At 47.6% G+C, this 20,161-nt stretch carries 17 protein-coding genes; 15 read left to right on the forward strand and 2 right to left on the reverse strand.

Annotated elements, in window-relative coordinates:
- Positions 1-29 precede the first annotated feature (29 nt).
- The 6 genes from ACE3MQ_RS17325 to ACE3MQ_RS17350 all read left to right on the forward strand — a co-directional run bounded on the left by ACE3MQ_RS17325 (position 30) and on the right by ACE3MQ_RS17350 (position 5,340).
- Positions 30-728, forward strand: coding sequence for an ethanolamine utilization protein (locus ACE3MQ_RS17325; RefSeq protein ID WP_379394864.1), 699 nt, complete (start codon positions 30-32; stop codon positions 726-728).
- 15 nt (positions 729-743) lie between these two features.
- Complete coding sequence (locus ACE3MQ_RS17330; protein ID WP_379394866.1) at positions 744-1,016, forward strand: EutN/CcmL family microcompartment protein; 273 nt, start codon at positions 744-746, stop codon at positions 1,014-1,016.
- A 22-nt stretch (positions 1,017-1,038) separates the two neighbouring features.
- Positions 1,039-2,136, forward strand: coding sequence for an ethanolamine utilization protein EutH (gene eutH / locus ACE3MQ_RS17335; RefSeq protein ID WP_379394868.1), 1,098 nt, complete (start codon positions 1,039-1,041; stop codon positions 2,134-2,136).
- Positions 2,137-2,432: 296 nt separating this feature from the next.
- Positions 2,433-3,578, forward strand: coding sequence for a DUF418 domain-containing protein (locus tag ACE3MQ_RS17340; RefSeq protein WP_379394870.1), 1,146 nt, complete (start codon positions 2,433-2,435; stop codon positions 3,576-3,578).
- 35 nt (positions 3,579-3,613) lie between these two features.
- Positions 3,614-4,735 (forward strand): sensor histidine kinase, encoded by a 1,122-nt coding sequence (locus ACE3MQ_RS17345; RefSeq protein WP_379394872.1) that lies wholly within the window; start codon positions 3,614-3,616, stop codon positions 4,733-4,735.
- Positions 4,732-5,340 (forward strand): response regulator, encoded by a 609-nt coding sequence (locus tag ACE3MQ_RS17350; RefSeq protein ID WP_379394874.1) that lies wholly within the window; start codon positions 4,732-4,734, stop codon positions 5,338-5,340. The genes ACE3MQ_RS17345 and ACE3MQ_RS17350 overlap by 4 nt, the downstream gene beginning before the upstream one ends.
- Before the next feature lie 86 nt (positions 5,341-5,426).
- Here ACE3MQ_RS17350 and ACE3MQ_RS17355 read toward each other — a convergent pair whose 3' ends face one another.
- Positions 5,427-7,739 carry a helix-turn-helix domain-containing protein gene (locus ACE3MQ_RS17355; protein WP_379394876.1) on the reverse strand — a complete coding sequence of 771 codons (2,313 nt, stop codon included), beginning with the start codon at positions 7,737-7,739 and terminating at the stop codon, positions 5,427-5,429.
- 257 nt (positions 7,740-7,996) lie between these two features.
- Here ACE3MQ_RS17355 and ACE3MQ_RS17360 point away from each other — a divergent pair, with 257 nt between their 5' ends.
- The 7 genes from ACE3MQ_RS17360 to ACE3MQ_RS17390 all read left to right on the forward strand — a co-directional run bounded on the left by ACE3MQ_RS17360 (position 7,997) and on the right by ACE3MQ_RS17390 (position 15,360).
- Complete coding sequence (locus ACE3MQ_RS17360; RefSeq protein ID WP_379394878.1) at positions 7,997-8,899, forward strand: ABC transporter permease; 903 nt, start codon at positions 7,997-7,999, stop codon at positions 8,897-8,899.
- Between the two features lie 20 nt (positions 8,900-8,919).
- Positions 8,920-9,798, forward strand: a complete 879-nt coding sequence (locus ACE3MQ_RS17365; RefSeq protein WP_379394880.1) for a carbohydrate ABC transporter permease — start codon at positions 8,920-8,922, stop codon at positions 9,796-9,798.
- Positions 9,799-9,876: 78 nt separating this feature from the next.
- Complete coding sequence (locus tag ACE3MQ_RS17370) at positions 9,877-11,448, forward strand: extracellular solute-binding protein (RefSeq protein WP_379394882.1); 1,572 nt, start codon at positions 9,877-9,879, stop codon at positions 11,446-11,448.
- 93 nt (positions 11,449-11,541) lie between these two features.
- Positions 11,542-12,582 carry a sugar phosphate isomerase/epimerase family protein gene (locus tag ACE3MQ_RS17375; protein WP_379394884.1) on the forward strand — a complete coding sequence of 347 codons (1,041 nt, stop codon included), beginning with the start codon at positions 11,542-11,544 and terminating at the stop codon, positions 12,580-12,582.
- A 56-nt stretch (positions 12,583-12,638) separates the two neighbouring features.
- Positions 12,639-13,478, forward strand: coding sequence for a PIG-L deacetylase family protein (locus tag ACE3MQ_RS17380; RefSeq protein ID WP_379394886.1), 840 nt, complete (start codon positions 12,639-12,641; stop codon positions 13,476-13,478).
- A 13-nt stretch (positions 13,479-13,491) separates the two neighbouring features.
- Complete coding sequence (locus ACE3MQ_RS17385) at positions 13,492-14,388, forward strand: EamA family transporter (RefSeq protein ID WP_379394888.1); 897 nt, start codon at positions 13,492-13,494, stop codon at positions 14,386-14,388.
- Between the two features lie 30 nt (positions 14,389-14,418).
- Positions 14,419-15,360 (forward strand): Gfo/Idh/MocA family protein, encoded by a 942-nt coding sequence (locus ACE3MQ_RS17390; RefSeq protein ID WP_379394890.1) that lies wholly within the window; start codon positions 14,419-14,421, stop codon positions 15,358-15,360.
- A gap of 242 nt (positions 15,361-15,602) precedes the next feature.
- Here the strand turns inward: ACE3MQ_RS17390 and ACE3MQ_RS17395 are convergent, their stop codons facing one another.
- On the reverse strand, positions 15,603-16,508 hold the full coding sequence (locus tag ACE3MQ_RS17395; RefSeq protein WP_379394892.1) for a LysR family transcriptional regulator: 906 nt from the start codon (positions 16,506-16,508) through the stop codon (positions 15,603-15,605).
- 834 nt (positions 16,509-17,342) lie between these two features.
- Between ACE3MQ_RS17395 and ACE3MQ_RS17400 the strand changes: the two genes are divergently transcribed.
- Both ACE3MQ_RS17400 and sdhA read left to right on the forward strand, forming a co-directional pair.
- Entirely contained in the window at positions 17,343-18,014 is a 672-nt protein-coding gene (locus ACE3MQ_RS17400; protein ID WP_379394894.1) for a succinate dehydrogenase cytochrome b558 subunit, read from the forward strand.
- A gap of 389 nt (positions 18,015-18,403) precedes the next feature.
- Complete coding sequence (gene sdhA, locus ACE3MQ_RS17405; protein WP_379394896.1) at positions 18,404-20,149, forward strand: succinate dehydrogenase flavoprotein subunit; 1,746 nt, start codon at positions 18,404-18,406, stop codon at positions 20,147-20,149.
- Positions 20,150-20,161 lie beyond the last annotated feature (12 nt).

Consider the following 20,161-nt stretch of genomic DNA (forward strand, 5'->3'; position numbering starts at 1 on the left):
CATTACAAGGATCAGGAGTGTGTGAACAAATGGACATTCAAGCTCTGAATCGGACAGCACTCATTGAAGCGGTAGCGGCTGAAGTGTTAAAGAGGCTGCAGCAGGTGCAGACGACCGAGCCGATTGCAAATAGTAAGAAAGCGATCCTTCTGTCCGTGGAGCCTGTTCCTGCGCTGGAGAGTATTCTGAATCCATACTACGAGGTGCGCTATTACGACGAATCGGTCAGAGATTGCGATCTTCTAATTATTCCGAAGATGTGCATTGGGCTGCTGTCTTATTTAGCTAATGGCATAAGCGCAGGTACACGTGAACGATTTGTACTGACTATGCTGCTAAAAGGAAAACAGGTTGTTGTTCTGGAGGAAGGGCTGCTCTACAGGAAATATAAGCAAACATCTCCTGTTATGCTGTACAAGCTGTATAACGGTTTTGCAAATAAACTCCAAAGCTATGGTATTACAACAGTACGGGAATCGGATCTGCTGAGCGCTTGTCTGGAAGATGAACGACTAACAGAGAATCAAGAAGAAGTACACAGCGAGGGTGCTCATGTTGACATGATTTCTCAATCAGAAGTACTAACAAGCAAAGTGATTACCGAAGCTGATGTGAAAAAATACCGCCTTCAAAACGTGAAAGAGATCGTAGTTGGCAGGCACAGTATAATTACACCGCTGGCGCAGGACTATTTGCATACGCATCAGATGCGTGTACGCAGAAGATAATGGGTGGGTGAAACGATGATTGTAGGAGAAGTTGTGGGCAGCTTATGGGCTACCCGAAAAGATAAGAAGCTGAATGGACTGACTTTCCTTGTAATCAAGCGGATTTCCTATGGTAATCCGGTTCAGCACGATTATTTTGTAGCTGCAGATAATGCTGGCGCAGGCATCGGCGACACCGTGCTAGTTACTAAGGGAGGCGCTGCCAGGACATCGCTAGCCACCCCAGACGTGCCAGTTGATGCGGTTATCGTAGGTATCGTCGATTCGGTGGAGCTCGCTCATAGATAAAATGAAAGGAGGATCAGCAATCATGGAAATTAATGAAATCATTATTTACTTAATGGTCATTTTCATGATTCTCGGTGCGCTAGACAAGAGTATCGGGAGTAAGTTTGGGTTAGGTCAGCAATTTGAAGAAGGTATTATGGCCATGGGATCTTTAACATTGGCAATGGTCGGGATCATATCACTGTCCCCCGTTTTGGCCAAACTGTTAAGCCCAATTGTCGTACCGCTATATACCGCGCTCGGTGCAGATCCCTCGATGTTTGCGACTACGCTGTTAGCGAATGATATGGGCGGATTCTCACTCGCTCTTGAACTGGCCCAGGATCCGCAGGCGGGCCTGTTTGCCGGAGCTATTCTGGGTGCAATGCTCGGGCCGACGATCGTGTTTACCATTCCGGTTGCGCTTGGCATAATCAGAAAGGAAGATCAGAAGTTTTTGGCTACCGGAATACTGGCTGGTATCGTGACGATTCCGCTTGGCTGCTTGGCAGGGGGGCTTGTTGCCGGTTTCTCTATCGGCATGATTCTATCCAACCTGGTTCCAATCATCCTTTTCGCAGTATTAATCGTACTTGGTCTTTGGAAAATTCCTAACGGTATGATTAAGGGCTTCACCATTTTCGGAACATTCATCGTCGTTGTAGCAACATTAGGCCTTGCATCCGCCATTGTACAGCAGCTAACAGGGATCACAATCATTCCTGGCCTTGCTCCTATTGGAGAAGGTATCCAGATCGTAGGTGATATTGCGATTGTACTGGCAGGCGCCTTTACGATGGTATTTGTAATTACAAAGTTGTTTAATAAGCCGTTAATGAAAATGGGAAAAATGTTAGGCATGAACGAGATTGCGGCAGCGGGTATGGTAGCAACGCTCGCCAATGTCATCCCGATGTTTAACATGATGAAGAATATGGATGATCGGGGCAAAGTCATTAATGTAGCCTTCGCTGTATCAGCTGCATTTGTATTTGGCGATCACCTTGGCTTTACAGCAGGAGTAGCTAGAGACATGATTTTTCCGATGATTGTCGGGAAGCTAGTGGGTGGTATTACGGCTCTTTTCGTTGCTGTATATATGTCGAAGAGAATGACGTTGAAACCGAAGGCAGATCAGTAGGAGGCCGTATAAGGCCCGTCTTGCTCTCAAACAGGCTTGTGCTGTTTATAATGGATCCGATTGCCGAGAAGAGAAAATAAGCCAATTTTCTATACAGGTTTAATAAAGGCCGCTTAATTGTGGCTTTTTATATTTTTAACGATAAAAGTTGCAATGGGTTGAACAAGAATCATAGGAGCAAGGTGCCCATCCTTCATATGACACTGTCATATCAAACTGCTGACTGCTGTGAATATCGCTTCCTTCTGTTCAAAGCTAAGATACAGATATGAACTGAACGGAAGGGTGATGGATGCATGAAGGGGAATGGCAGCAGATTGCGCTTGCTGGACATTTTAAGAGGCTTCGCCATTATGGGAACACTTGGGACGAATATTTGGATCTTTGCCCATTTGGGGGATCTAAACTATATTTTTACCTTTATTGAAAATGAATGGTGGGCCTCATTTCAGGATTTCATAAGAGTGTTTGTGCTGTTTTTGGTCAATGGCAAGCTGCTTGGCTTGTTGACGATCATGTTCGGGGTTGGGCTGGAGATGAAATACCAGCAGGCATTAAGAAGGGGCCGTCCTTGGCCTGGCCTTTATATATGGACATCTATTATTCTTATGGCAGAGGGCCTCATTCATTTCACGCTAGTGATGGAATATGATATTCTCATGAGCTATGGCTTCACCGCTATCATTACTGCTTTTATTGTAAAAGGCGGAGACCGTGCCATCCGCATGGCGATGAAGATCATAGGTGGTCTGCATGGAGCTATTATGCTGCTGATTTTGGGTTTGGGCATCTATCTCGGCGTAACAGGCGCTCATCTATCTTTAGGCGATATGCAAGGGACAGTGCTATTATATAAGGATGGGAGCTGGCTACAGCAGATAGCGTATCGGCTCGAGAATTTTGCAATGCTGCGGTCAGAGGTCATGTTTGTAATCCCCATGAACATTTTTCTGTTCCTGCAAGGCATACGTATGATGAGATCGGGTTTTTTTGCTTCGGATGAGAAGGGGAAGAAAAAACGAAAGAAGCTTTTACAAATTGGGCTTTCCGCAGGTATTCCGCTTAATCTGCTTATTTTTGTGCCCGGCGGGTACTTTGATTTACCAGTACGTTATTTATTTGCGCCCGTCCTTGCTCTTGGGTATATCGGGTTAATCGCTAAGCTGGTAGAGGCCAATGAGAAGCTATGGCTGTGGAGCAAGCTGGAGCAGGTAGGCAAAATGTCGCTTAGCTGCTATGTGATGCAAAATATCCTTTCTGCATTCATTTTTTATGGTTGGGGTCTCGGGTTAGGCGGCAAGGTGGATTCGGCAGCCATTGTATTTATCTGGTTGGCAATATGCTGTTTACAAATCATCTTTGCTTCTATATGGCTGAGAATATTCAAGTACGGCCCGATGGAATCAGTGCGAAGATTCACGTTAGATATCGTAACGAAATAATAGGATCGATGGTGAACGGATAAGGTGTATGAATGATGTTTAAAAAATGGTATCCTGCTGATCAAATTGAAAAATACTTCTTGATTGATGTGTTTGCAATCATGTTATTAATTTATCAAGTCTTCATTGTACACGGCACCGTCAATTTAGTCATGAAGCTTATGCTCGTCCTGCCGCTGCTCGTCTTCCATTATGTTGGATTATGGTACCGGGACTGGCGTCTCCTCACGGTCAGTCTCGCCGGGTGCTCGCTGCTTGTGGCCCTTGGTATTTATGTCACCAGCGCGATCTTGATGTATGGATTTATATTTGCAGATTTGCTTGGAAGAGCCAATAGGAAGGCGACGATGATTACGGGGATGGGCGGAATTATTGCTATGTTTATCCTATTCGGTTGGATAGATCAGGGAAGTCCGCTAGCTGTCTTTTCAACGGTGTATTTTCCAATAATGATTGCGCAGTTGGCAACACCGATCGTGGTTTATACGAGGGAAAGTGCAAATGTTTTGAAAGAAAAGCTGGATATCGCCAACGCCCAGTTGGAACGGTATATTCAAGAGGAGGAACGAAACCGGATTGCCAGAGATCTTCATGACACGCTCGGCCAGACGTTAACGATGATTAAACTGAAAAGCGAGCTGACGATGAGATTGGTGGAGAAAAATCCTGAGAAGGCAAAGCATGAGCTGCATGATATTCTGAACACCTCGAGGCATGCATTAAAGCAGGTAAGGGAACTCGTTACGGATATGAAATTTGTTTCCCTTCAGAAGGAAATGCAGCTATCAAAAGATATTTTGCAAAAGGCTGGCATTGATTTGGTTGTGAAGGATGAGGGAGCTATGACTCCCTTATCCAACTCGGCCGAAACGGTGGCAGCACTTTCCGTCAGAGAAGCGATTACCAATGTTATTAAACATAGCGAAGCCAATCAGTGTACGATTACACTATATATAGAGCCTGAATATTATTGTATTCAAGTGAGCGATAACGGCAATGGCAGCTTGAGATACGGAGAAGGAAACGGCCTGCAATCGATGAGAGAAAGAATGGCTATGATGCAGGGAGATATGCATATAACGGCAAGTCCGGACAACGGAACGAAGATTACATTTAAGGTTCCACTGACAAGCAGGAGGGAGGGTGCAGCAAGGTGATACGTATAGTTATCGCAGAAGATCAAAAATTGCTTCGTGGGACGTTATCAGCTTTATTATCCATGGAGGAGGACATCGAAGTCGTAGCGGAAGCAGAGAATGGGCATGCGGCTTGGGAGGCTATTGAGAAGTACGAGCCGGACGTTTGTTTGCTCGATATCGAAATCCCCTTCCTTTCAGGGCTTGAAATTGCAGAGAAGCTTAGGAAAGAAGGACGATCCTCAAAAATCATCATCGTAACCACCTTCGCTCGCCCCGGTTTTTTGCAAAAAGCCATGGAGCTAAAAGTAGAGGGCTACTTATTAAAGGATGAGCCGATCGAGCTGTTAATCGATTCCATACGCAAGGTGACGGCTGGTGAACGGGTGGTTAGCACTGACCTGGCAACGGTTCTTTTTCTTAGGCAGGAAAGTCCGCTGACCGATCGTGAAACGGACGTGTTGCGATTGTCCAGATCGGGGCTGTCAACCAAGGAAATTGCCAAGCAATTATTTCTAACGGAGGGGACAGTCCGGAACTATTTGTCTGTTGCGATTCAAAAGCTGGGCGTAGAGACCAGGCAGCAGGCGACTGAAGAGGCCTATGAACGCGGATGGATTCTATAAGCAGCGTGAAGAACGAACAGGATGAAGAACGAACCCTAGAATTGCTTCTAAGGTTCGTTCTTTTCGTTATGGAACTAAAAAAGCATCTATTTACTCATATTTTTCCGATATTCGCTCGGTGTAATGCCCTCCTTGCCCTTAAAAGCACGAATGAAGGTATTTCTGTTATTGAAGCCGACAGCTTCCCAGATGTCGCTGATTTTGCGGTCGGATTGGGTCAACAGCTCCTTGGCTTTACGAATTCTAAGATCCAGTAAATATTCCTGGAAGCCCATGCTAAGCTCTCTCTTTAGTAGACGGGACATATACTGCGCGGAGGTATTGTATTTCTGGGCCAGCATTTCTAAATGAATATCCTCGTAATAATGCTCATCGATAAAGGCTTTGAAGGAACCAACATCAAACTTGGACGTTTCGCCGCACAAGGTTGAAATATGATCGAAATAGGAGAAGATGGATTCCGTGATTTGATCGACGGACAAGGACTCGTTGGAAAGAATAAAGCTCGTATACAATTTGCCGGTCTCCTCATCCAATTCCTTATCTCGCTGCTTTAGAACTTGCAGTCCGATCATATAAAATCTCATGTATAGCTCCTTGAGCAGCGAAGGAGAAATGCGCGCGGACAGGTTGTGATCGAGAATTTCCTTTAGCAGGGCGTGCATTTCCTCCTTCTTGTCGGATAAGAGCAGGTTGAACAGCCGATTCTCGTCCGTCCTGCTAAGCAAATATCGCATCACGCCCGGCTCCTGGTCTCTGTCCGTATACGTATAAACCCGCTTTCCATCGAACGGGGAAATGCGCCAGAGCGCCTTCATCGCTTCAATATACGACTGCCGCATCCCTTTGTATCCATGGCTTACGCTTCCGATTCCGGCATGAACTCTTAAGAAGTCCTCATCCGTACGGAACAGCTCCACAATATCCTCGCCATACCGCTGATAGATCTCCTGAGTGGTTCCCTCTGGAACATTAGCGAGCAAGCAGAATAAATGGGCATCCATTTCCAGGAAGTAACAGGGATGGTCTGCGGGTAACAAGGCCTTTAACAGCTTTGTGAGCGTTCGCGAAGAGTCGCTCTGAAAGGATTCGCTGAAAGAATGATAGAAAGGCTTCCGGAAGCTGAATTGAAACAGCGTGATGATAAAATGGTCGTTTTCGAACGAAAAGCTGCCATTTTGTTGGTTGACGTCTATGCTGACATCATCATAAAGATAGTTGTATTTCAGCATTTTCACCAGAAATTGCTCATTCGCTAGCGGAAGCGCATAGGAAAGCTGTTGATTGAGCGATTGCACATTGTTCATAATACGGCCAATTTCATCGTTCAGGTATTTAAATTCATTGTTACGGGGGCCATTTAGCCGGTCTACAAGCGACTTAATCGGGGCATACAAGTTTTTGCTGAAAGCCACCGATAAAATCAAGGATAGGAACAAAGTAAATATCGTCGATAAGGTTCCTAGCTTTTCCAGTTTGCTTAGGCTGCTGCGAATGTCATTTTCCGGTACGGCAGCAATCATGACGACATCATTATAGAAAAAATTCGTATTGAGGGTGATCACCCTCATTTTTTGTTCTTTATAGACTTTCGGGTTCTTCGAGTTCGAGGTGTCGAGAAGGCTGGCCATGAAAGCCTGCAACTCCCGATTGCGAACGAAATCGGATTCAGAAGAGGAGAGCATCGTCCCTTCCTTATCAGCTATGAACAATATGCTGCCCGGTGTTAATTTGTAATTTTGCAGCAATCGGACAATGGATTGAGCATTCAGATTGATGACGTACAGATTATTGGACCAATATTCCGCAATCTTAGTCTGAACGATCGGGATAATGACCTTGTCTTCATGACGTTCTGACCCGCTGATCTGCGAGGGCGGCAAAATAGAGAACAGCTGGTTGCCGGAATGATGGGATTTCCAGAAAACGGCGGGATACTCCTGGAACCGGTACACCTTATCATAGAAGTAAGAGGCCGAGAAGGTTCCCTCGTTGCTAATGATAAGATCGTCTTTCTTTTTGTAAATATAAGCGCTATCAATAAATGAATCAATATATTTAATCCTTGCTAAGGATCTGACGCTTTGGCTAATATCGGCGTACTTAGCAGTGCCTTTGTTATCGTCTTCTTCCGAGAAAACACTCAGAATGCTCGGATCAAGCGCAAGCAAAAAGTTGGATTGATAGATTCCCTCGAACAGATGGTTAAGAGAAGAAGCCACGTTGGAGAGCGAGTTAACGTAGTTGGTCTCGATGTGGGTGTGCACATATTGCAAATACACATTGTAGGTTACGAAATTAATGATTTGAATAAGCAAGGATATGGAGACAAATAAAATGATGAACCGAAAGAAGATACTCTGGAAACCAACCTTCCACATGTTAGTCAGCCGCCCCATCCCCCAAACCCACCTTTCTTATCTTGCTGCATGACATCTGTCCTAAGTTATGCTGCTTAGACACAAAGAGTATTATGGATGCCCTTTCTTGTCAACAAGTCCAGCTGCCCACTAAGCAAATAGGTAGAAAAGTGTTACAAGATCGTTTTTTGTGACCGCAAGGAAGTAGATTCGTGTGACATTCAGCTTGTTTTGGCTGTAGTAAGCGGTTTTCGGATGTGTTTGGATAAAGGAAGATTACAACGAAGGAGGTTGGTATGCGGGTGAGTCCATACTTCAAACGCTACAAAGCTTATTACATCATGCTCATGCTGCCAATTATTTATTTCATTATTTTCAGATACGGGCCGATTGTCGGTAACGTGCTCGCCTTTAGAAAATATGTAGCGGGCGGGTCAATTTACGGAGAAGAATGGGCCGGTCTGCGGTACTTCAAAATGTTCTGGAATGATCCGACCTTCTGGAAGGCGTTTCAGAATACGATCCTCCTGAGCGTTATGAACTTGGCGATTACATTTACGCTCCCGATTCTGTTTGCGCTCCTGCTGAACGAAATTCTGAATAAGAAGGTCAAGACGATCATCCAGACGATCTCTTATTTCCCGAACTTTGTCGCGGTTGTCGTTGTTGTGGGCATGCTGAAGGAAATCCTGTCTCCCACGAGCGGGATCGTGAATGCCTTTCTAGGATATTTTGGGATCGACCCCATCTTTTTTGTGAACGAGCCCGGCTGGTTCCGGACGATCTACATTACATCCGACATCTGGCAGTTCATGGGCTGGAATGCCATCATCTATACGGCTGCTCTTGCCTCGGTGGATACGCAGTTATATGAAGCGGCAGAGATGGACGGCGCTGGAAGATGGCGTCAAACGTTAAGCGTAACCATTCCGCAGATTCTGCCGACGATCTCTGTCGTGTTGATTATCTCGCTTGGATCCATGCTGACGCTCGGATTTGAAAAGGTGTTGTTGCTGTATACGCCTAGCAACTCCATAACCAGTGACATTATCGATACCTTCGTCTTTCGTATGGGCTTGCAGAATAACAATTACAGCTACGCCACGGCTGTTGGCTTATTCGGCGGGTTAATTGGGCTCATGCTCGTCTCGGCGGGCAACTATATTTCAAGAAAAATATCCGGCTTTTCATTGTATTAGCAGGAAGGAGGACAACTGCGATGCTTTACCGGCGTTCACTCGGCTTCAAATGGTTCATGGTTATTAATTCAGTCATAATGCTCCTTCTTGTGGCCGCGATCTTAATCCCTTTTCTTCATCTTCTCTCCGTGTCATTAAGCAATTCCAGTGCTGTAGTGGGGGGTAAGGTGGGAATATGGCCTAAAGGCTTCAACCTTGACGCTTATGTTCGCGTTTTTCAGCACCCGAGTATTATCGTCGGATTCAAGAATTCTATTATTCAAACGGTGTTAGGAACGGCGATCGGTTTGTTCATGTTGACGATTTGTGCCTATCCCCTATCCAAAAGAATGCTTAAGGGCCGTAAGCTGCTCATTCTCTTCATAATGTTTACTATGTTTTTCAGTGGAGGCTTGATTCCGACATATATGCTGGTCAAAAGCTTAGGGCTGTTAGACAGCATTTGGGCCATCGTGCTTCCCTTCAGCATTACGCCTTATTATTTGCTGTTGATGATGACTTATTTCGGAGGGATTCCGGAGGAAATTGAAGAATCTGCGATGCTTGACGGGCTAGGCCCATTTCGTACGCTTGTAAAGATTGTGCTTCCGTTGTCTAAGCCGATTCTGGCCGCGATTACCTTGTTCCTCATCGTTTATTACTGGAACAACTGGTTCAATTCTATGATTTATTTGAATAACACGGATAAACATCCGGTCATGATGATTGTTCGCAATATTATTGCCGGATCAGATCTGGCGGGAAACGCCGGCTCAGTCGGCGACACGGGGAGCAGCATTTCTTCGGCATCTCTTAAGGCGGCTGCCATAATGTCAACTACACTTCCGATCATGCTCGTATTCCCTTTTACTCAAAAATATTTTGCCAAGGGAGTCATGCTCGGCTCCGTAAAGGGTTGATGGCAGTTCCACTCGCAGGCCCAGCCTGAACAGCTTTTTATGATAGATTTATACCAACAAAAGGGAGGCAGTTGCACAATGAAAGAGGTACAAGGCAGAACAACCAGCAAGTGGTTTGCCAAAGGAATCGCACTCATGCTGGCGATGTCGGTGATTTTATCCGCATGCTCCGGCTCCAACACGAAAGAGAATGGAGGTACCGCCACAGGAAAAGGCGAGGATGAGCCAGTCACGATTACGATGATGTACGACGATAATCCGTCTTATCCTTTCAATGCGTCTTGGCCTGTATTGCAACAATTTCAGAAGCTGGCGAATGTAAAGCTGGAAATCCAGCCGACGCCGGACGCTGATTACCAGAACAAGCTGAATATTGTACTCAGTTCAGGCTCAGCTCCTGATCTTGTCAGCTACGTCGAGCACCCTGTCTATATGAAATTCGCTCAAACCGGGGTGTTATTGCCGATCAGCGACTATATGGACAAGCTGCCAAACTTGAAGGAAAAACTAGAAAAGTACAATATTTCTGAGGAAATCGACAACTGGACATTGAAGGACGGCAAGCTGTACGGGCTTCCATTTATGTTCGAATCCGCGATGTACAACACAGCTCCGGTCATACGAGTTGATTTGCTCAAAAAATACAATCTGGAAGCTCCAACGACAATGGACGAGCTTTACACGGTGTTGAAGAAGCTGAAGGAGGCTGATCCTAAAAGCTATCCGGTGGCCAATCTCAACGGAGCTCTCGGTCTGATGAACTTGTCAGGGGCGGCATGGGGGATCGGTCCTGCCTATAACGGATTCTTGTTCAATTCCGAGACAAACCAGTTCGAATATGCATATACAAGTGAAAACTATAAACAATACGTGTCTTTCCTAAGCCGTTTAATGGAGGAAGGGTTGGCGGATCCGGAAATTTTCACCTCCAGCACGGATCAGTGGAAGCAGAAGATGGCGACAGGACAAAGCGTATTTACGTATACCTGGATTAGCGAGTTAGGCCAGATTAACGCGGACGGCAAGAAGAATGTATCACCGGACTTTGAGCTGGCTCCGCTCCCGCCGATTGCCGGGCCAGGCGGAATGAAGGGGCCTTCTGCGCAGCGCATTAACTTCGCTTATGTCATTCCGGCGAGCGCGGCCAATAAGCCAAACTTCGACAGGCTGCTGGAATACGTAAACTGGATGTACAGCGATGAGGCGATCAATTTAGGAACCTGGGGCATCGAGGGCGAAACGTTTGTGGAGAAGGACGGCAAGCGCGACTTCACCGATGCTGTGAAGGAAAGCGGCAGTATTCAGAAGGCATTATGGAATGTTGGTGCTTCTAACAACAACTTTACAACGGTATTTACGTATGAGTGGTTTTCTAAGGTGTTGAATAATCCGCTTGTCGAATCCTTAACGGCTGAAGCGAATCAGAAGAATTGGTTCCCTTCTGTCGCCAAAGTGCCGAAGTTAACGCCTGAAGACAAGGAAGAAGAGACGATGAGAAACACAACCGTCCATGACTACTTCATGAGAATGCAGGAGCAGTTCGTCTATGGCAAAGCTTCGGTGGATCAGGATTGGGACAATTACGTGAAGGAAATTAACGATAAGGGCGTTACCAAACTGCTTGAGATTTATAATAACACATTGAAATAAGCGACTAGAGTAATGGGATAGCCCCTTGCTTCATGTCAAGGGGCTATCCCGATATGGGGATTGGGATCAAGACATAGTAGGAGGGTGAGAGCCATGAAGGTAGGCATCGAACTGCATCACGGTTATTTGAAGGACGAATATATGCCTGTTGAGGAAGTGCTCCAGAAAGCGAAAGGCGATGGTTATGAGGGAGTGTATTATAAAACTCCATTCTATGTATCCAGGACTCTGGACATCGGCGCTTTGAGGGCAGCAAGGCAATGTGCTCAGCAGCTTGGCATGTTTCTCGATTTTGGCATCGGGCGGGTTAATCCTTATAATACGACGGAATCGCCGGAGATTTGGATGCTCGGCGGAGGCGACTACAAGCTTGCGATGGAGAAGCTAATCTATGCAGCTGCGGAGATGGGGGCCAAGGAGCTTATCGGAGTAACCGCAGGGTGGCGGGGTGAGCACACCGGTTATTTTGTGAATGATCGTTTCCGGACAGACGTCACCTGGGAGGAGCAGCTGCAGGCGACAACCCGTTTCTTGAAACGGCTGGCGCCGGTACTGAGGGACGCAGGGGCGCGGATCAACCTCGAGACGCACGAGGAAATCACCTCCTATGAAGTGCTGCGAATGATTGAAGAGGTGGGAGACGATGTTCTCGGCGTTGCATTTGATACAGCCAATGTGCTGTCCCGAGCCGAAGACCCCGTGGCTGTTGCCAAGCGGGCTGCTCCTTACATTCACCAAATGCATGCGAAGGACGGCATTTTATATTTTTCGGAGAATGGACTTGTTCGTCAGTTGAAGGCCTCCGGTCAAGGCATCGTTGACTATAAGACGATTTTTGCCGAGATTGGCAAGGTCAATCCTGGCCTGCATGTACAGGTTGAAGATCATAAGGGACTGATGCATGTTGATATATACGTAGAGGAATGGAGGAACGTTCATCCCGATCTTAGCATGGCGGAAGTGACGGAATTGGTAAGACTGGCGACGCTCTGCGAGCAGAAAATCGCTTCGGGTGAATGGATGAAGCCGGACGTTTATGAAGCGATCAGTTACTGGGATGAAATGGACGACAGACTGGATTCATCCCGTAAGTACCTTCAGCACGTGTTGAGGGAACTTGGGCTGGCAGGTTGATAGATTGATAGATTGATAGGTTGATTGTAACCCAAAATAAGAAGGAGGCATACGGAATGAAAGAGGAGGTACGTGTGATCGTCATCGGGGCACACCCTGATGAACCAGATATTTATGCCGGAGGAACGGCGGCTTTATTCGCGGAGCTGGGGCATCGGGTCAAATTTCTGTCTCTGACGGACGGATGCTGCGGCCATTACTCGATGAGCGGAACAGAGCTGGTTAAGCGGCGGAAGAAGGAAGCTGTGGACGCAGCCCAGAGGCTGGGAATTGATGAATACGAGGTGTTGAATACGCCGGATGGAGAGCTGCTTCCGACCCTCGAGGTGCGCAACGAGGTCATTCGGCAGATTAGAAATTGGAAGGCGGATGTGGTCATTGCCTTCCATCCCGAGGGAGGTGCTCATCCCGACAACCGTTACGCTGGGAAGGTGGTTAGCGATGCCGTTCCACTCGCTGCCAAGACGCCAAATGCTGTTCCGGAAGCTGCCGCACTGACCCAAAGCCCCGTCGTGCTGTTAATGCCCGACTTTTCAATGAAAGGGCGTTATTTGGCAGACCTGGTTATTGATATAGAGCCTGTCCTGGAGAAGAAGCTTCTTGCCTGTGATGCTCATGCTTCCCAGTTCTATGAATTTGCTCCGTGGCAGGGCGGTTTTTTAGGCGAGGTACCTGACAGCTGGGAGGGTAAAAAGAATTTCCTGCTGAAGTACTGGGCCGAATTCATGAACGTCTCAGACGAAATGAAACCGGCGCTTGAGCGCGGATACGGCAAGGAGCATGTGGAAAGAGTCCGTTATGCGGAGCCTTTTGAAATTGCTTATTATGGCCGCCGACCGAGCGACATAGAATTGCAGCGACTGTTCCCGATGTTGGGACAATCGACCGCAAATTAAGCCTGGAGGAACGATGCTGCTTGCTGCAATTGCCGCTATATTGTTCGTTCTCCAGTCCTTATGTCTTAAAAGGCTGCCTGATCCGCAAAGCAACCGGGCCTTGTTCGGACTTATCGCAGCTTATTGCTCCCTTATCGCCATTGGTTTATGGGTATGGTCTTTATTTACCGCGGAAATGGCGATCAGCACGATGACGTGGCTGCTCGGCTCTCTTTACGGTGTTGTCTTTACTTCAACGATGTTCTGCTATACACGCGCGATGAATACCGGACCGTTATCTTATTCATCCTTTTATTTTTCGGCAAGTCTTATGGTGCCTGTTCTGGCCAGCATGACATTATGGCATGAAAAGGCTGGAGCAACAAGATGGATTGGACTGATCTTGTTCATCCTTTCTTTTTATTTCATCCAGATTTATGGCAAAGATCAGAAAAATACGGGGAAAACAGAAAAGCGTTGGCTTGTTTATTGCCTGCTTGCTTTTCTTTTCAACGGATTTATTCCCGTGGTTGCCAAAACGCATCAGTCGCTGATGGACGGTCGTGAAGCGGCAGAGCTGACACTTGTCGGCTTCGCAGTTGCCGCGCTATGTTCTTTGCTTGGATGGACGTTATACGGCGGCGGGTACAGCAGAATTCGAAATTCGGCTGAATCGTGCAAAAAGAACCCGGTTCATTGGCGTTCTATGCTGTTGATCATCGGTGTGGCGCTATCGACCGGATTGGGCAATGCATTGATGAACGATCTGTCAGGCAAGCTGCCGGGGGCATATCTTTATCCACTCGTCAACGGAAGCATGATCGTCCTGCTTACGTTCTTATCCGCCATCTTCTTCAAAGAAAAGCTGACGCGCGGCGGAGCGATTGGAATTGTGACAGGCATTCTGGCGATCATTGCCGTTAATATATAACTTGATGAATTGGGAAATGGGGGGAGATTTATGCCCAATATAGCCATGCTGAGCTGTTGGAATCATTACCATGCCAGAAGCTTCGTGAGGGATTTGGCCGATTTTCCGGATGTGCGAATCACCGCCGTATGGGATTCTGATATCGAGCGGGGGATGTTTTTTGCCGAGGAATTCGGTACTGATTTCGAGCCCGATTTAGAGAGGCTTCTGGCTAGAGAAGATTTGGACGGGGTCATTATTGACTCTTCGCCCGCAGAGGCTGGTTCATTGATTGAGCTTGCTGCTTATGCGGGAAAACATGTGCTGAGTGATCAAGTGCTGGCCCTTTCGCTGCGGGAAGCGAACAAGGTTTCCGAATGTATTGAACGCTCTAATATTCACTTTGCGATCGATATGTCTCTAAGGCGTTGGCCTGTCAATATGGCTGCTAAGAGAGTGGCGTCCGCAGGCGTCATTGGAGACATTACCAGCATGCGCATTCGGAATGCGCATAACGGGGCGATTGGAGCGACTCCTCTCGATCCGCGCTATTTGAATACGCCTTATGGCGTATTTACCGACCTTGGCGCCCATGGCTTGTATCTGATGAGGTGGCTCTTAGGGCAGCAGCCGGTTGCCGTCACTGCTATTGCGGCTCGTTATACGGGCAGCAAAGCGGAGGATAATGCCGCAGCGCTGTTTGAATTTTCCCGTGGTGCGCTGGCGATATGTGACACAAGCTATGCAGCCGACCAGTCGCCTTTCTCGATCGAGCTGTATGGAACAGCCGGAAGCTTTCTGGGAGGAGGCGTAAATGGGGTGCACCGCAAATTGCTAAAGCCTTCTGACAGCACGGTAAGGGTGTTTGCTCCAGAGGGCCAGGAGGAGGCCCTGAATGAGGCAGCCGAAATGGGCGAAGCCGGGGAGTCTACGCTTTTCGTTATGGTTAAAGGCTATACGAGGCGAAGCGAGCTTGCCGAACGCTATCAATGATGGGATTGCCCTTGCTAAAACGCTCGAAGCGCTTTATCTGTCCTCTCAAACGGGTCAAAAGGTATATTTTGATAGCTTGAAAGCCTAATAGACCATTCATTTTGTAAAAGAAATATTCTACAAAAAGCAACCGGGAGCGGAAGTTCCCGGTTGCTTTTTGCCGATATGATTAGAGAGACATATAACTTATATTCGTTATTGTAATGATTTAAATACATTACGTTATGACGATGATTTCAAATCTACTCCAGCTCCAGGGCATCGATCAGGCTGCCTTTAATATCCTGGATCCATTCTTTGGTCTCGTGGGTCAGCTCCGAGCTGCTGCTATAGATCAGGCAGGTCTCCCGGCGCGTCTGCTCCAGCTCTTTCATCGGCAGAGCCACCAGTTCATTGTCCTTCAGCAGCTGGGGCCTGAGATAGGATTGCGGCAGTAGGGCAGCAGCCCGGCACGTCGGGACGAGCCGGACGATCGCTTCAAAGGAGTCGATCTCCATACGCACGTCCGGAATGATGCTGTAGCGGCCAAACAGATCGTCGATCAGCTTGCGGTACCATGTCCCTTTCGAGAAAATGATCATGGGCAGGCCGTTCAAATCCTCCATGGTAGCAGGACGTCCCGCAGCTAGAGTATGGCTCTTCGGGACGACGAGCTCCAGGTGATCCTGAAACAGGGTGATGCATTTCAAGCCCTGCTCGGAGATGGATGAGGCAACAACGCCAAGATCGACTCTTTTGTCGCGGACGTAGGAGACGATCTCATGAGTTTTGCCCGTAACGAGCTTCACCTCGATGTCCGGCGATTTGTTCATTAGAGCGGTGACCAGCGGGGGCAGGGTCGTCTGAATCGTCGTCAGGCTTGCCCCAAGCGTAACGACTCTGCGCTCGGCCGTCTTGAAGCGGGAGACCGATTGCAGAAATTGCTGGTGGCGCTGGCGCTGCTCCAAGGCGTAGATATAAGCCTCCTGGCCGACGCGGGTCAGCTCCAGCCGTTTGCCCTTGCGGTCAAACAGGGCCACGCCCCATTCTTCCTCCAGCTTGGCTATTTTGCGAGACAGGGCAGGCTGCGATAAATTGAGCAGCTTTGAAGCTTTGTTCAAGCTGGATTGCTCGACGACCGTTGTGAATACGAGTAAATCCTCCATCATAGGTAAGTCCCTCCCGATTGTCGTGTGTAATATATGAAATAGATATAGAAATAGATACAGTACATATATTGGAAAAAACTATATAAGTTGAACTAACCTTATTCTCATATCCGCCTCAAGGCCATCCCATCGTCCTCCACGCTATTCAACTGGTGGTTATACGGAGGAAAAACAATTGGAATCGGATCTTGTCGGCTGCAGTAAAAACTTTGAACGAAAAATCGTACAAGACGCTCCCGAAAGCATCTGCAGTAAGACCTTTGTACGAATAACCGTACAAAAGTGCTGGTGATGCTGTCGTTCTGGGCTATTTTTGTGCGAAAAATCGTACAAAGCGCTCCCGAAAGCATCCGCAGCAAGACCTATGTACGAAAAATCGTACAAAGTAGCTGCTTGATGCTGTCGTTTTCGGCAGTTTTGTGCGAAAAATCGTACAAGGCGTGCGCAAGGCGGTCTGGTACTATCATTTTGTACGAATAATCGTATAATTTCGAAAGAACATTTCACACGGCTGCTTTACCGTAATATCTATAGTCCAAGTTATATAGAAATTAAAATAATTTCTGAAATAGAAATAGAATTTTCGTAATGGATATGGAAGCTTGTATTGTTGTTATGCATAAATGTTATAACTATTAATAAGTATATTGCAATTCCATTATAAGATAAAAAGGAGTAACATTGAAAGTGACACAAGATGTTCACATGTTATTTTAATCACATGGACTATGGGCCGTTTTGATGTGGGATTTATCATATACATTTTTGGCGGCCGGTGTTGAATGGTGTCATTAAACAGGGAACGATGGAAACGAGAAAGGGGAACACGCACTTATGAAAGGGTTTTATTCCAGAAAGCTGCACTCGCTCTTGGGTGTCATTCCGCTCGGATTTTTTATTCTGGAACACATGATTACGAACTTTTCAGCCGTTGAAGGCGGAAGGCAGGGATTCGCTGATGCTATTGCATTTTTGAATAGTTTGCCACTTTTAATTGTTTTGGAGGCTTTATTAATTTGGCTGCCGTTGCTGTACCATGGCGTATACGGTATGTATATCGCATTTCAGGCGAAGCCGAACAATGGAAGATTCCGCAATGAGCGGAACCTGCGTTATTTGCTCCAACGGATTAGCGGTGTAATCGTTTTTGCGTTTGTGATCTGGCATGTTTGGGAGACCCGGGTACAGCTCGCGCTGGGGAATGTGACGCACGAGGAGATGGGCTCGGTTATGCACGGCATCGTTACGCAGCCGATCTTCTTCGCTCTTTATTTTATCAGCGTCATTGCGGCTTCGTTCCACTTTGCCAACGGCATGTGGTCTTTCTTCGTAAGCTGGGGAATTACGGTCGGTCCGCGTGCGCAGCGCGTTTCCTCGAACATTTTCATGGGATTGTTCGTGATCGTATCTGTGATGTTCGTTTGGTCGCTGTTTGCATTCCGCAGCGCTGAATTTGCAGCAGAAGGAACGGCATTGCTGCAGACGCTGAAGGCGTTCGTAGGCTAATCGGAGCTTAATTAAAAGACGATGTTGGAGGCGGTAACGCTGTACAAAACTAAGTGAATGCTTTCGAAGCAAGTTTTGTCCGAAGTATTCCGATGCAGTAACGCTGTACAAAACTAAGTGAATGCTTTCGAAGCAAGTTTTGTCGAAGCATTCCATGCAGTAACGCTGTACAAAACTTAAGTGAATGCTTCCGGAGCAAGTTTTGTTCGAAGCATTTCGATGCAGTAACGCTGTACAAAACTTAAGTGAATGCTTCCGGAGCAAGTTTTGTTCGAAGCATTTCGATGCAGTAACGTTGTACAAAACTAAGTGAATGCTTTCGAAGCAAGTTTTGTCGAAGCATTCCGATGCAGTAACGCTGTACAAAACTTTTAGGAGTTGAAACATATATGGCTAAACAAAGCATTATTGTCGTAGGCGGCGGCCTTGCCGGGCTTATGGCTACGATCAAAGCGGCGGAGGCCGGGATCCAGGTGCATTTGTTCTCGCTGGTTCCGGTCAAGCGTTCTCACTCCGTCTGTGCGCAGGGCGGCATTAACGGAGCCGTCAACACGAAGGGCGAAGGCGACTCTCCTTGGGAGCATTTTGATGATACGGTATACGGCGGGGACTTCCTTGCGAATCAGCCGCCGGTTAAAGCGATGTGCGAAGCGGCTCCAGGCATCATCCACTTGATGGATCGGATGGGTGTTATGTTTAACCGTACGCCGGAAGGCTTGCTTGATTTCCGCCGTTTCGGCGGTACGAAGCACCACCGTACGGCGTTTGCCGGGGCAACGACGGGCCAGCAGCTGCTGTATGCGCTCGATGAGCAGGTTCGGCGCTATGAAGCAGCGGGATTGGTTACGAAGTACGAGAACTGGGAATTCATGTCTGCAGTTCTAGATGACGAAGGCGTATGCCGCGGTATTGTGGGGCAGGATCTTCGCTCGATGGAAATCGTTACCTTTGCATCCGATGCGGTTATTCTGGCGACAGGCGGCCCGGGTATTATTTTTGGAAAGACGACGAACTCGGTCATTAATACAGGTACTGCGGCAAGTGCTGTGTACCAGCAAGGCGTCCATTACGCGAACGGCGAGTTCATCCAAATTCACCCGACGGCGATTCCGGGCGATGACAAGCTGCGCCTGATGTCGGAATCTGCTCGCGGCGAGGGCGGACGGATCTGGACTTATAAAGAAGGCAAGCCTTGGTACTTCCTTGAGGAGAAATATCCGGCGTACGGCAATCTGGTGCCTCGTGATATTGCTACCCGGGAAATATTTAACGTCTGTGTAGAGCAGAAGCTGGGCATTAACGGCGAGAACATGGTATATCTCGACTTGTCTCACAAGGATCCGAAGGAGCTTGATATTAAGCTAGGCGGAATCATTGAGATCTATGAGAAGTTTATGGGGGATGACCCTCGTAAAATTCCGATGAAAATATTCCCGGCAGTCCACTACTCCATGGGCGGCATGTGGGTCGATTACAACCAAATGACCAATATCCCGGGATTGTTCGCTGCTGGCGAATGCGAGTATCAATATCATGGAGCGAACCGGCTTGGAGCCAACTCGCTGGTCTCGGCGATTTACGGCGGTATGGTCGCTGGGCCGAAGGCGGTAGAGTATATTCGCGGGCTGAAGACATCGGCTGAAGATATCAGTTCTGCTGTATTCGAGAGAAACCGCAAGGCCCAAGAGAATAAGTTCGAAGGCCTGCTGGCGATGAACGGTACGGAGAATGCTTATGTCATCCATAAGGAGCTTGGCGAGTGGATGACCGATAATATGACGGTTGTGCGTCACAATGATAAGCTCGAAGCCACGATCGGCAAAATTAAAGAGCTGAAGCAGCGTTACCAAAACATTAACATTAACGATACGTCCCGCTGGAACAACTCCGGTGCGGCATTTACCCGTCAGCTGTGGAATATGCTGGAGCTGGCCGAAGCGATGACGCTGGGCGCCCTGCTTCGTAACGAGAGCCGCGGGGCTCACTACAAGCCGGACTTCCCGGATCGCAACGATGAGGAATTCTTGAAGACGACGAAGGCGACATGGACGCCGGACGGACCGCAGATCTCGTATGAGGAAGTGGATGTTTCGTTGATTCCACCGCGGATTCGCGACTATTCGAAGGAAAAATAGGAGGGGAATGTC

This window comes from Paenibacillus lentus, from assembly GCF_042714055.1.
GTDB classification, from domain to species: domain Bacteria; phylum Bacillota; class Bacilli; order Paenibacillales; family Paenibacillaceae; genus Fontibacillus; species Fontibacillus lentus_A.

Bases quoted from the DNA above. Each gene is read 5' to 3' on its own strand.
- ACE3MQ_RS17325 (WP_379394864.1), top strand. From the start codon at position 30: ATGGACATTCAAGCTCTGAATCGGACAGCACTCATTGAAGCGGTAGCG.
- ACE3MQ_RS17330 (WP_379394866.1), top strand. From the start codon at position 744: ATGATTGTAGGAGAAGTTGTGGGCAGCTTATGGGCTACCCGAAAAGAT.
- eutH (WP_379394868.1), top strand. From the start codon at position 1,039: ATGGAAATTAATGAAATCATTATTTACTTAATGGTCATTTTCATGATT.
- ACE3MQ_RS17340 (WP_379394870.1), top strand. From the start codon at position 2,433: ATGAAGGGGAATGGCAGCAGATTGCGCTTGCTGGACATTTTAAGAGGC.
- ACE3MQ_RS17345 (WP_379394872.1), top strand. From the start codon at position 3,614: ATGTTTAAAAAATGGTATCCTGCTGATCAAATTGAAAAATACTTCTTG.
- ACE3MQ_RS17355 (WP_379394876.1), bottom strand. From the start codon at position 7,739: ATGGGGCGGCTGACTAACATGTGGAAGGTTGGTTTCCAGAGTATCTTC.
- ACE3MQ_RS17360 (WP_379394878.1), top strand. From the start codon at position 7,997: ATGCGGGTGAGTCCATACTTCAAACGCTACAAAGCTTATTACATCATG.
- ACE3MQ_RS17365 (WP_379394880.1), top strand. From the start codon at position 8,920: ATGCTTTACCGGCGTTCACTCGGCTTCAAATGGTTCATGGTTATTAAT.
- ACE3MQ_RS17370 (WP_379394882.1), top strand. From the start codon at position 9,877: ATGAAAGAGGTACAAGGCAGAACAACCAGCAAGTGGTTTGCCAAAGGA.
- ACE3MQ_RS17375 (WP_379394884.1), top strand. From the start codon at position 11,542: ATGAAGGTAGGCATCGAACTGCATCACGGTTATTTGAAGGACGAATAT.
- ACE3MQ_RS17380 (WP_379394886.1), top strand. From the start codon at position 12,639: ATGAAAGAGGAGGTACGTGTGATCGTCATCGGGGCACACCCTGATGAA.
- ACE3MQ_RS17385 (WP_379394888.1), top strand. From the start codon at position 13,492: ATGCTGCTTGCTGCAATTGCCGCTATATTGTTCGTTCTCCAGTCCTTA.
- ACE3MQ_RS17390 (WP_379394890.1), top strand. From the start codon at position 14,419: ATGCCCAATATAGCCATGCTGAGCTGTTGGAATCATTACCATGCCAGA.
- ACE3MQ_RS17395 (WP_379394892.1), bottom strand. From the start codon at position 16,508: ATGATGGAGGATTTACTCGTATTCACAACGGTCGTCGAGCAATCCAGC.
- ACE3MQ_RS17400 (WP_379394894.1), top strand. From the start codon at position 17,343: ATGAAAGGGTTTTATTCCAGAAAGCTGCACTCGCTCTTGGGTGTCATT.
- sdhA (WP_379394896.1), top strand. From the start codon at position 18,404: ATGGCTAAACAAAGCATTATTGTCGTAGGCGGCGGCCTTGCCGGGCTT.